This window comes from Streptomyces sp. NPDC016845 (assembly GCF_044332585.1).
Taxonomy (GTDB): domain Bacteria; phylum Actinomycetota; class Actinomycetes; order Streptomycetales; family Streptomycetaceae; genus Streptomyces.
The window spans coordinates 1-10,693 of sequence record NZ_JBIRPI010000057.1 but is presented as its reverse complement, the minus strand read 5'-3'; the positions used below and the strand labels follow the sequence as shown (position 1 = coordinate 10,693).

Sequence of the window (10,693 nt, the reverse complement as noted above, 5' to 3'; positions counted from 1 at the left end):
GACGGCGGTGACCGTCTTGCCCGTGGAGTCGACGAGCGCGATCGCGTCCCTCTTGAACTCCGCGGTGTACCGCTTCGTGTACTTGCTTCCCACCTTGTGCTACTGCCTCTGGAACCTCAGGTCCCAGTCTCCAGGTGTCCATGAGCAAGGGGAAGGTCCACTCGTAGAACTCTCCCCGGAAGCGTGACGCTTCCGCGAACGCTTCCCTCCGGACGGCATCAGGCAGCAGACTCACCCTCACGGCCTCCGTCTTGGTCAGTGCACCTTGGTCGGAGCACATGATCAGACGAAGGCCGCCCCCGCGTCCGGCGAATCCCCAGGTGAGCAACTCAGTTCGAGACACCGTTCGAGGCCGGAAGAAAAGAACAAGTCAGTGCGTATTTCTGATCCCCCGGCTCTGAGCAGTGCTGGGCCTGATGCTGGCGTGGTGTCCCAGGGTGCCGCCTTGCGGATCTCTAACCAAGCTGGGCGTGTCGGCAGGTTCCGGTGAAGACGCGGCCGAGTTGGTCGTCCAGCGCGGCGAGGAGCGCCGGTTTCGGTGTGCCGTCGGGGTCGATGTGCGTGTGCAGGGCGAGACCTTCGGTGAACGCGACGATCCGTAGGGCCTGGTCAGCCGCGTCGATCCCCTGAGCGACTTCGCCGCATACCCTGCCATTTCTGATGGCCTGGGCGACACGTGAGCGGATGCCCACGAGCGTCTCTCTCTGGACGGCGGCCAGGCGGGCGTTGTGCGCGGCCTGGCCCGCGAAGGCGAGTCGGACCAGGAACTCGGCGCGGCGGGCGTCGTCCAGCGGCATGAGTTCGGCCAGTGCCTGCCGCAGCATGTCGGCGATGGTGCGGCCCTCGGCCTCGCCTCGGTTTACCAGCTCGTCCACTCGTGCGGCGAAACGCCCATTGACGCGGGTGAACGTGGCCAGCAGCATCTCGTCCTTTGCCGTGAAGTAGTGCTGCACCAGGCCGACGGACATGCCCGCTTCTGCGGCGGTCCGCGCGACGGTGACGGCGGTGAGGCCGTGTCGCGCGATCAGGCGTTGGACGGCGTCGGTGATCTGCCCGTGTCGGGCGTCATGGTCGGCAACTCTCGGCACATGAGGACGGTATCGCGTGCTATAACCGTACGTCTATATTGCTATCGGGGAGGGCCCTCGCGATGCTCCGACGACGATCAACCCGCTTGTTACGCTGGGGACTTGCTCTTGCTCTCCTGCTGCCACCCGGTACGGCCACCGCGGGCCAGGCCAGTGACGGGCAGACGGCCGACAGCCGCCGCGACCCGGCCCTGCAGGCCCTGGCCGATCAGGTGGTGGCCGACCCGAACCCCAACCCAGGCGCTTTCCTGCTCGCCCGGCGTGGCTCGGACGACCGCTTCGGCGCGGCCGGCGCCGCCGACCGTTCCGCCGGCACGCCGATGGCACCGGACCTGAAGTTCCGCACCGGAAGCGTCACCAAGACCTTCACCGCAACGGTCGTCCTGCAACTCGTCGCCGAGCACCGGTTGCGGCTCGACGACACCGTGCAGAGCCTGCTGCCCGACCAGATCCGCACCGACAACGCACTGTCCGGTGCGCCCATCACCATCCGCCAGCTGCTCAATCACACGAGCGGGCTCTACGACTACATCGACGGGCTGCTTCCCCACTTCCGCAGGCTCGACCAGTACTGGCCCCGCGACCAACTGATCAGCATCGGTCTCGCCCAGCCCCGGTACTTCCCAGCTCCCGGCACCCGGTTCCGGTACTCCAACACCAACTACCTGCTGCTCGACCTGATCGTCGAACGGATCACCGACCGCGACCTGCGTACCAACCTCGAACGCCGCGTCTTGGCCCCCCTCGGGCTGCGCGACACCTCGTACCCGCTGGCACAGACCGACATCGACGGAGCCCATGTACACGGCTACGCGGACGTCTCGCTCCTGCTGCCGCACGCGCCAAACCCAACCCGGTTCGACGTCACCGCGTTCAGTCCATCCGAGGCTGGTGCGTCGGGCGCCCTTGTCACGACTGCGGCCGACATCGCACGCTTCTACCGGGCCCTGCTGCAAGGACGTCTCCTGCCCCCAGGCCTGCTTCGCCGGATGCTCACCGACACGGTCCCCACAACCGGCAGCGCCCCACCTACTGTCGCCTACGGCCTGGGTGTCTACGTCTACGCCACCAGCTGCGGCCGCGCGTACGGCCACGGCGGCAGCGCACTCGGGTACCTGACCTTCGCCCTCAACAGCCGCGACGGGCGCGACCAACTCGTCGCCCACACCAACTGGAACTCGCTCGCCGACACCGGGATCGACGAGGACTTCTGGGCTGCCTTCCAGCAGGGTTACTGCGGACGGCCTGGGTAGATCCCATCGGCGCCAGATAGTAAGGACTGACGTCGCGCAGGGCTGCGGCGCGGTCTTGTGGCGGGGAATCCACGAGCTGCGCGTCCGCATGGGCGACGTGGAAGAGTAGGGCTCAGTAGGCGGGCACGGGCCTTCGTGTCCGGCTGGGGGTGGCGCCTTTCCGGGCCAGGCGTTCGGTCGTGAGGGTGATGGCGGCCCAGGTGATCAGAGTCTCGGAGTGCTGGATGAGCCGTTCGTAGCCCCTCGCGTGACGGCGTGTGGGCATCATCCACGCAAGGCTGCGTTCGACGACCCACCGGCGGGGCAGCACGACGAACCCCGAGCCACGACCTGCCCCAGCCCCATGGGGGGTCTGTACGCTCACCGGTGTAATTGATGATCATGGAAGAGACATCAAGTGACTGACACCGTGAGCGAGTCCGTGACCGCCGATGACCAGGCGGAACCGCCGCTGGAGAGTGCGGCGGTCGAGCAGAAGCTCATCGACCAGCTCGTCGACCAGGCCCGGAGCAAGGGGCTGCAGCTGACCGGCAAGGGCGGGCTGCTGCAACAGCGGACCAAGACGGTTCTGGAGTCCGCCCTGGAGGGCGAGATCACCGACCATCTCGGCTATGACAAGCACGATCCGGCGGGCAAGGACGGCGGCAGCTCCCGTAACGGCACCCGGTCCAAGACGGTGCTGACGGACATCGGGCCGGTCGAGATCGACGTGCCCCGCGACCGGGAGGGCTCCTTCGGGCCGGCCATCGTCCAGAAGCGGCAGCGCCGGCTGACCGGCGTGGACGAGATGATCCTCTCGCTGTCCGCGAAGGGCCTGACCCACGGCGAGATCTCCGCGCACCTGGCCGAGGTCTACGGCGCGGACGTGTCCAGGACGACCATCAGCACGATCACCGACAAGGTGATGGACGGCATGGCCGAATGGCAGAACAGGCCGCTCGACCGCGTCTACCCAGTTGTCTTCATTGACGCTGTCAACGTCAAGATTCGCGATGGCCAAGTGGCGAACAGGCCGGTCTATGTGGCCCTGGCAGTCACTGCCGAGGGCCACCGCGACATCCTCGGCCTGTGGGCCGGCGACGGCGGCGAAGGCGCGAAACACTGGCTTCGCGTGCTCTCCGAGCTCAAGAACAGGGGTGTCGAAGATGTCCTCATGCTGGTCTGCGACGGGCTCAAGGGGCTGCCCGATGCGGTCGGCGAGGTCTGGCCGCGAACTGTGGTGCAATCGTGTATAGTTCACCTTCTGAGGGCGTCGTTCCGTTACGCGGCTCGTCAGGACTGGGACAAGATCGCGAAGGCGCTCAAGCCCATCTACACCGCGCCGACCGAGGACGCCGCCACCACACGGTTCCTGGAATTCGCCGAGACCTGGGGCAAGAAGTATCCGGCGATCGTCCGCCTCTGGGAAACCAGCTGGGCCGAGTTCACGCCGTTCCTCCAGTTCGATGCGGAAATACGCCGCATTGTGTGCACGACGAACAGCATCGAGAGCGTCAACGCCCGCATCCGCAAGGCCGTCCGCGCCGGCGGACATTTCCCGACCGAGCAGGCCGCGCTCAAGTGCGTGTACATGGCCGTCATGAGCCTCGACCCGACCGGCGCCGGCCGCAAACGCTGGACCATGCGCTGGAAGGGTGCCATGAACGCCTTCGACCTGGCCTTCGACGGCCGCCTCACCGCAGGCCAACTCCAGCCACTGCAACCCCAGTTACACCGCTAGCTTTACAGACCCACGTCTGGCAGTCACCGAGGCGGCGCTACACGGATGGCGCCGGTCACTTTCAGAAGCTGGACCATCGTGCGGGTGCGCGCATTCGCCGGCCTGGGTCAACCGGCCGCGCTGTCGGGCGAGAGGGCAGCCGTCGCATACGGCAGGTGCGCAGGCGATCGCGACTGGGTGCCCGCCGTCATGACACTCCACGACCTTCCAGTACGGCCGCACCATCGGCGGGTCACTCTTCCTGCGGTCGTGACCCGCTCGACGGTGACGCGCTGTGTGGGCAGGCGGGAGCGGCCCAACTCCCGTACCTCGGTGGGCGAGGCGTACAAGGGCGTGGGAGAGGCGGCGACGAAGATGATCGTGGTACGGCAGTAGGAGCGATCACTGATCAGACAAGCCTCGAAGAGCACCTCGCCGCCTGACGCGAAAGTGCGTGCCTGTTTCCGCTCCCGCCCCAGCCCGGCGAAGTCGGGGAGAAGGACTGCACCACACCTTGGATCACATCGAAGAGCTCTCCGGCATCATCTCAGGGGCCGCGGCCGGGGGCGTCGTGGTCCAGCCCGGACCGGCACCCGCCCACCCGGGACAGTGCGCCCCGCGCCGTGACATCGGGTGTACCCCCGAATGTCAGGCCCTCCCGCCCCTGCATGCCGCGCGTTCGCAGGCCCGGCCCGCCCATCGGTCTTCAGAACGGAATCCCGGCATCGTTACGAGGGGGCGCCTGTGCCGGGCTCTTGTCCGGGCGGAGGAACAGGGTTCCTCCGCCCCGTACAGCGGTGACGTGCCAATCTCGTCCGGCACGGTAAGTACGCCCTTGCAAGTCTCATGGCGCGGGCTGAGAGGCACCGTTCAGCGCTGCTGCCGCCGGTAGAACGCTGCCCGCATGGAGCTGTACCGGATGAACCGTGGGTGACGGATGCGTGCCGTTATGCTCTCGCCTCATGGACGACGTCGTGGTGGTGCGCGCCGGCTCCGGGCCGGAGGTCCTGCTCGTGCACGGCGGCGCCGGCCCGCGCACGACGTGGGGCGCGTTGTCCGCGCTGGCCGACCGCTGGACCTTGGCGCAGGTCCACCGGCGCGGCTATCCGCCCAGTCCGGCGCCGCAAGCTGGCCAGGACTACGAGGTCGACGCCCGGGACCTGGCACCGCTACTCGCCGGCCGTCCGCACCTCGTCGCCCACTCCTACGGCGTCCTCGCAGCGCTGCTCGCGGCCGCGGCCGCGCCGGGCAGCGTGCGCTCCCTCACCCTGATCGAGCCGCCCCTCACCTATCTCGTCCCCGGCGACGGTGACGTGGCGCGACTCGAGCACCTCGGCGATACGGTCCTCACCCACGGCATGGACACCGACCCCGCCGACCTGCGCGAGTTCCTGCACTTGGCGGGCGCCTCCGTCGACGACGGCCCGCTCCCCCACCAGGTGGTCGCCGGTGTCCGCCGGGCGCACGGCGCCCGCCTGCCCAGCCAGGGACGTCCACGGCTCGGCCTCATCCGCCGCGCCCGCATCCCGGTGCTCATCGCCTCGGGAGGCCACGCGGCCGCGCACGAGCGGATCTGCGACGCGCTCGCGACCACGCTCGGCGGCGAGCGCACTGTCCATATGGGCGCCGGGCACTACGTCGCCGCGGCGCCCGGCTTCACCGACCGGCTCGCCACCTTCCTCCGCACCAGCGAGAACAACAACCCCTGAGCCTGCCACCCCTATGACCCGCCCGTATACCAGGCGACCGCCCTACGCTGGGCGGTTCGGCGCGCCCGCGTCGCCGATACGACCGGACGGCGTGCGGGACTGACGTGGCGGTCAGCCCTCAGCAAGGGCCAGCCCGTAGCGGCTGACCCAGGTGATAGGACCGTCTATGTCGCGCTGCCCCGGGAACCGTCCACCGGCACGTCGCCACGATGCACGACTCCCGAGCCTCGTAGTAGGACCGCAACTGGTCCTTGGACCGCACACAGTCCAGCCGCAGAGCGTTAACTCCCTGCCGCCGTACGGTCTTTGCTGCCCAGCCGAGGATGACTGCACCCAAACCGGTGGCCCGGCGACGCACCGCCATCCGATCGACGTATCCGGACCCAACCGCCGGTCGCGAAGCGCCGCACCTCTCCCATCACCACGCCCGCCTGCGAAACACTGCGCAGGGGCCGTGCGTCGGGAGGAGTGTGTCCGCGGAGGGAACAGTATCCCCCGGCCTTCACCCTTGAGCCTACGGGATTGATCGTCCAGTCGACGCGCACGGCGCCCTTCGCCGTGTGGCGGCTCTCGGCCTGCCACACCTGCAACGGCGCCGGCTGGTCTTTCCCGTCCAGCGCGACTGACACCGCCTGTCAGTCCCTCTCACATCGCCTTCCAACTCACTACCGCGCGCCGGATATGCCCAGCGCGGCCAGGAGCTCATCGGCAAGGTCTTCCGCGAACACGGCCGACGCGGTGAGCGTCTGCTGGACCAACTCCTCGTCGGGTGTCAGGTCGGCGGCAACCGCCCATGCCAGTGCGCCGGCCACGGAGGATTCCACGGGGAAATGCTCCATCGGAATCCCGTAGCCCTCCGCCGTCTCGCGGTTGAGTAGGCCCTTCCATCTGGTGCCGTCCGGCGTGAGGGCATCGATGAAGCCCACGTCGCTGTCGAAGAAGGACACCGCGATCGCTGGTGCCCCCGTTCTCCGCACGAAATTTTCCAGCGCCTGCTGGTCGGCGTGGGCGAAGCCCGTCAACTGCCAATCATTTAAGAGGGATTTGCTGTCGTCGAGGTCGCTGAATCCGACCTCACGCATAAGGGCGTGCAATCCGCTCAGAGACCTGGTCGTCAGAGTTCCACCGGAGTTCCCCACGGTGCGCCCTTTCATGTCGTGCGGTTCCGTGTCCGCGCATGTCCCGCCCCGAGGAATCTTCGTCCCCGGAGCGGTGGTCCGCTTTCAGGAGTCGAGAACGCTGCGGGCGTCTTCGTAGATGACCGGAAGCGGTGGCTCGCCCAGCCGCGGCACCATCTGTTTTGGCACACCCGGCCTAAGGCACGGTGCCAGGGAGCGCCACACCTTCCTGGCCGCCTCTTCGTCGTACTCCTCGTGCCGGGGTGTCGCCAGCAGCCAGAAGCCACCCGATTCCAGTCGCTCGCTTCGGTGGAAGGCACCGCCGGCTTCCAGGACGGGCAGGCCGCCTGCCTTGTCACCCAACTCGGTCGCACAGATCGTCAGCCAGTCGTAGCCACGGAGGCAGGCGCGGCTTGCTGGGATGGTTTCGTCAGGAGACGGCCAGGGCGGACCGAGCCTGGATTCAGAAGCGGTTGCGCCCAGACTATATGCATAGGAGATCGTTCCGAACGACGGATTACACACCTCGGCGACAGAGCGGACGAAATCCAAATAGGCGTCCTGATCGGGGAGGAAGACGTCCGAGGGGACCTGCAGGCTGAGGCTGAACCAGTCGGACTCCTCCAGCCGTTCAGCGGTGATCCGGCACAACCGCTTCCCTGGCATTCCGTGGGTGTCAAGGATGTTCAGTCCCACATCGACGAGGGGCGCGCCCTTCCTGATGGTTTCAGCGAGCCATTGCTGGTTCGTCGCACTGACCACGCGCGCGACGGAACGGGTTCCCCGCGCCCCCGGGACGTCGGCCTGAAAGAAGCCCCATGCTGAGCCCGGCTCGCCGCAGACCCCGCCCCTGATGCCGGCTGGGTCCAGTCCGGGGCCCGAGAGAATGTGCTGCATCGTCTTGGGAAAGAGGGAGAGCGCGCTCTGCACCCACTGCTCGACGTGAACTGTGTGCGTTCCGTCCGGACGCACTTCGAAATTGAGCTCGCAACGAATTTCATGCGTCCTTACGTTCAAGGCGCCCTCTCCCCTCCAGTGATCGTTCCCATGCTTAACACCCTACGGGCTTACGGTGTCAGTTACAGGCGCCGCCGAGCACGCACGCCGGCCCCTGCCCCAGAACCTTCCCGGCGCCGCCCAGGAAGGCGCCAAGACCGGCGAGGACGCCCACCCCCGTCACAACGTCGCCGTCCACTTGGGGGCTTCCGGTCCCGGTCCCGGGTGTTGCTTGTGGGGCCAGTCCTGGGCGCGGCTGGTACAGCGGGCGGGTGCGCACCCCGTGCGGCCGCTTGCCTCCCTCCTCGATGGGTGTGGGACTGGCGGAGGGTGAGGGGCGGGGTGTCGGGAAGCGGGGGCCGCCGTCGTCGCGGTGGACGGTGTAGGTGATGATGCCGCCACTCGTCGAGCGCGCCGTAATCTTCTCGGCCGGATTGCCGATGCTGGGTGTCGGGCCGAGCTCTGGGACGATGTCGGCGCCGGCGACCACCTGACGGCCGTCGCCGGATGCGTCGAGCATCTTCTGCAACTGCTTCACATAGCGTGCGAGTTGCGCGGGCCCTTTGCGTTCGGCCTCCCCGCCGGCTTGCTTGACCTCCCAGACCTCTACCTGGTCCTTGCCCCAGTGGACGATGTCCGCCCAGTCGTATTCGCCGTTGTTCTTGGCCGAGCCGGCGATGATGCGGACTTCGTTGTCGAAGTCGTCGTTCGGGTGCTGGGTCCTGAGGTACTCCGTGGCCATGATGACCGCGGTGTCGTGGCGGGCGGAGAGGTCCTTGTACCAGGGGTCGGCGTGCAGGTGGAAGTCCCAGTAATGGGGCATGTCTCCGTTCGCTCGGACGGCGCGAAGGAGGAGGACGGCTTCGGCGCCGGGAACGCTCCATCTGCTGCCCGTGATATCCAGCCTGTCCGCTATCAGGTGGCGGGCTGCGCCCTCGATGACGCCGCTGGCAATCGGCCAGCCGGAGGCCAGGGCCTTCTCGTAGTGGACGAAGTCGGCGTTGCGGTCGAAGTATTGGCATGCCTTGTCGACGCCGACGCGGTCCTCGGCGGCCAGGTCAGATCCGCTCGACTGTCCATCCGCAAGCTGCCGCCGTGTCGCCAGCCAACTGACCAATGGATACGGGGTGGCCCTGGACGGGGCCGGCCGTGCCTTCGTGGCGGACGGCAACAGCGGCCGTCTGCTGAACGTCGACCTGGCCACGGGCAAGACGTCCGAAGTTGCCACGGGGCTGGGCGACACCACCGGCGTGGCACTGGACGGCCACGGCTACGCCGACAGCACCGACCCCCGTGAGGAGAAGCTGTGGAAAGTGGACCTGGCGACGGGGCGGAAGACGGCGGCCGCGACCGGGCTGGGCAGCCACGTCCACAGGCCCTGGACGGTCACGGTCCTGCCTACGTCACCGACCACACCGAGGGAAAGCTGCGTGAGGTAAACCTGGCCACGGGTGCGTCCGTCGAGGTTGCTTCGGGGCTCCGCACTGCGCGCGGCGTGGCGCTGGATGGCAAGGGCACCGCGTACGTTGCCTCCGGTTACGACGGCAAGCTGTACGCGGTGAATCTGCAAAGCGGCCGGAAGAAGGTCGTGGCACAGGGACTTGAGCAGATCAGCGGCGTCGCGCTCACCGGCAAAGGCACTGCCTACATCGCCGCTGCGGACGGACAAGCGGTGCTGCAGTGAACCGAGTTCACCCTCACCCCGGGCGAGGCCGCCGGACTGCACCTCGTCCAGGGCGGCGCGGCAGGGAACCCGGCGGTGCGGGTCTCCGGCCACACGGCACTGGGGCCGGTGTCAGTGAGGGCGGCACTGCCCGAAGGGCGCGGCCTGCAGTTCGGCACTGCGGCCCTCGCCGACTACCAGCTGACCGTGCAGGATGTCTCCGGGCATCTCACCCGCTGTCCGGGCAGCCTGTCCGAGGACGGCACCACCCTGTCCTTCGCCGACGTGGACCTGCACCTGCACCTGCCCGGCACGATGCTGCTGTGAGTCGGGGTCGGCGCCGGGCACGGTGCACCGCGGGGCGCCACCAGCCCCGCCTGCCAGGTCCTCGCCCTGGACGAGCACGGCGCACAGCAGCACGAGACGGCCCTGAACCAGTCCGTGCACGGCCAGGTGCTCTACATGCCTGAACCCGCCGCGCCCTGCGATGAGCGCTTCGAGCTACGCCTCGACGTCGACGGCGCCCTGGCGCTGCCCGCCACCAGCGGATGTGTCCAGTCAACGGCTGATCTTGGTTGTCGAGGGTCAGTGGCTGGTGGTGAACGGCGGCGGAGAGGTGTTGCTGCGCGAGGGACACGCCGCTCTCGACGCGGCTGTGCCGTGCGCCCTACCCGCCGCTCCGCAACCACTGACAGCACCGGCACCGGCCGCGACCGTTTGGTCCTCGCGGTGCAGGCCGGCGCCTCCCACGAACTGGTTCGCCAGGCCAGTCAGCTGACCTTCTTGTTGAACCATCCGAGCGAGTGGGCGCTCAACGCGCCGATGGTGAGAATGGCGAGGGGAACGATGGTGAACCAGGTGGGAGCGGCCTCCATTGCCGCGAGCAGGACGATGACGCCGAGGGCCAGTGCCAGGAGCACCAGCATGCCCAGAAGTACGCGAGTCTTGGAAATCAACGGGGGTCTCTCCAATGTGCAGCGGGCTCTGTTGACGAGACAGCGTTCACTGCCTGTCGGGCAGCCGGCGACGGTTGCCGGACAGGCAGTCGGCGAGTTTCCCGGCGTGACGACACGTAGGGCTTGGTCAGGTCGGTTGTTGTGGTGCGTGTCCTTTCAGCGCGGTGTGGCGTTGAGAGTGTGTGACTCCGGACGAGATTGCTGTAGCACG

Annotated in this window: 11 protein-coding genes and 2 pseudogenes; 7 read left to right on the top strand and 6 right to left on the bottom strand. The window is 67.8% G+C overall.

The window, feature by feature from the left end:
- Nucleotides 1–455 precede the first annotated feature (455 nt).
- Nucleotides 456–1,088 carry a TetR/AcrR family transcriptional regulator gene (locus tag ACH4RC_RS42160; RefSeq protein WP_398210385.1) on the bottom strand — a complete coding sequence of 211 codons (633 nt, stop codon included), beginning with the start codon at nucleotides 1,086–1,088 and terminating at the stop codon, nucleotides 456–458.
- Between the two features lie 86 nt (nucleotides 1,089–1,174).
- Between ACH4RC_RS42160 and ACH4RC_RS42155 the strand changes: the two genes are divergently transcribed.
- Complete coding sequence (locus tag ACH4RC_RS42155; protein ID WP_398210384.1) at nucleotides 1,175–2,341, top strand: serine hydrolase domain-containing protein; 1,167 nt, start codon at nucleotides 1,175–1,177, stop codon at nucleotides 2,339–2,341.
- Between the two features lie 148 nt (nucleotides 2,342–2,489).
- Here ACH4RC_RS42155 and ACH4RC_RS42150 read toward each other — a convergent pair.
- Nucleotides 2,490–2,663 (bottom strand): annotated as a pseudogene (locus ACH4RC_RS42150) (IS5/IS1182 family transposase); the annotation flags it as partial.
- A gap of 99 nt (nucleotides 2,664–2,762) precedes the next feature.
- On the opposite strand from ACH4RC_RS42150, the gene ACH4RC_RS42145 reads away from it, so the two are divergent.
- From ACH4RC_RS42145 to ACH4RC_RS42135, 3 genes are all read left to right on the top strand, one after another.
- Nucleotides 2,763–4,061: an IS256 family transposase gene (locus tag ACH4RC_RS42145; RefSeq protein ID WP_398210388.1), complete on the top strand. Its 1,299-nt coding sequence runs from the start codon at nucleotides 2,763–2,765 to the stop codon at nucleotides 4,059–4,061.
- Between the two features lie 249 nt (nucleotides 4,062–4,310).
- Nucleotides 4,311–4,436 (top strand): hypothetical protein, encoded by a 126-nt coding sequence (locus ACH4RC_RS42140; RefSeq protein WP_398210382.1) that lies wholly within the window; start codon nucleotides 4,311–4,313, stop codon nucleotides 4,434–4,436.
- 566 nt (nucleotides 4,437–5,002) lie between these two features.
- Nucleotides 5,003–5,749 (top strand): alpha/beta fold hydrolase, encoded by a 747-nt coding sequence (locus ACH4RC_RS42135; protein WP_398210379.1) that lies wholly within the window; start codon nucleotides 5,003–5,005, stop codon nucleotides 5,747–5,749.
- 665 nt (nucleotides 5,750–6,414) lie between these two features.
- On the opposite strand, the gene ACH4RC_RS42130 is transcribed toward ACH4RC_RS42135, so the two are convergent.
- From ACH4RC_RS42130 to ACH4RC_RS42120, 3 genes and pseudogenes are all read right to left on the bottom strand, one after another.
- Entirely contained in the window at nucleotides 6,415–6,831 is a 417-nt protein-coding gene (locus tag ACH4RC_RS42130; RefSeq protein WP_398210377.1) for a hypothetical protein, read from the bottom strand.
- A gap of 141 nt (nucleotides 6,832–6,972) precedes the next feature.
- A complete protein-coding gene (locus ACH4RC_RS42125) occupies nucleotides 6,973–7,884 on the bottom strand; it encodes a hypothetical protein (RefSeq protein ID WP_398210374.1) in 912 nt (303 codons plus the stop codon).
- A 778-nt stretch (nucleotides 7,885–8,662) separates the two neighbouring features.
- Nucleotides 8,663–8,830: pseudogene (locus ACH4RC_RS42120) on the bottom strand (ISKra4 family transposase); the annotation flags it as partial.
- A gap of 160 nt (nucleotides 8,831–8,990) precedes the next feature.
- Between ACH4RC_RS42120 and ACH4RC_RS42115 the strand changes: the two are divergent.
- The 3 genes from ACH4RC_RS42115 to ACH4RC_RS42105 all read left to right on the top strand — a co-directional run bounded on the left by ACH4RC_RS42115 (nucleotide 8,991) and on the right by ACH4RC_RS42105 (nucleotide 9,853).
- Complete coding sequence (locus tag ACH4RC_RS42115) at nucleotides 8,991–9,302, top strand: hypothetical protein (RefSeq protein WP_398210371.1); 312 nt, start codon at nucleotides 8,991–8,993, stop codon at nucleotides 9,300–9,302.
- A 56-nt stretch (nucleotides 9,303–9,358) separates the two neighbouring features.
- The gene (locus ACH4RC_RS42110) at nucleotides 9,359–9,547 is read left to right on the top strand and encodes a hypothetical protein (protein ID WP_398210370.1); all 189 of its coding nucleotides are present in this window, start codon (nucleotides 9,359–9,361) and stop codon (nucleotides 9,545–9,547) included.
- A gap of 108 nt (nucleotides 9,548–9,655) precedes the next feature.
- Nucleotides 9,656–9,853 carry a hypothetical protein gene (locus tag ACH4RC_RS42105; RefSeq protein ID WP_398210367.1) on the top strand — a complete coding sequence of 66 codons (198 nt, stop codon included), beginning with the start codon at nucleotides 9,656–9,658 and terminating at the stop codon, nucleotides 9,851–9,853.
- Between the two features lie 443 nt (nucleotides 9,854–10,296).
- On the opposite strand, the gene ACH4RC_RS42100 is transcribed toward ACH4RC_RS42105, so the two are convergent.
- Complete coding sequence (locus tag ACH4RC_RS42100) at nucleotides 10,297–10,482, bottom strand: hypothetical protein (RefSeq protein ID WP_398210364.1); 186 nt, start codon at nucleotides 10,480–10,482, stop codon at nucleotides 10,297–10,299.
- Between the last annotated feature and the right edge of the window lie 211 nt (nucleotides 10,483–10,693).

Excerpts from the sequence above, each read along its gene's own strand:
- ACH4RC_RS42135 (WP_398210379.1), top strand. The coding sequence starts at position 5,003 with ATGGACGACGTCGTGGTGGTGCGCGCCGGCTCCGGGCCGGAGGTCCTG.
- ACH4RC_RS42130 (WP_398210377.1), bottom strand. The coding sequence starts at position 6,831 with ATGCGTGAGGTCGGATTCAGCGACCTCGACGACAGCAAATCCCTCTTA.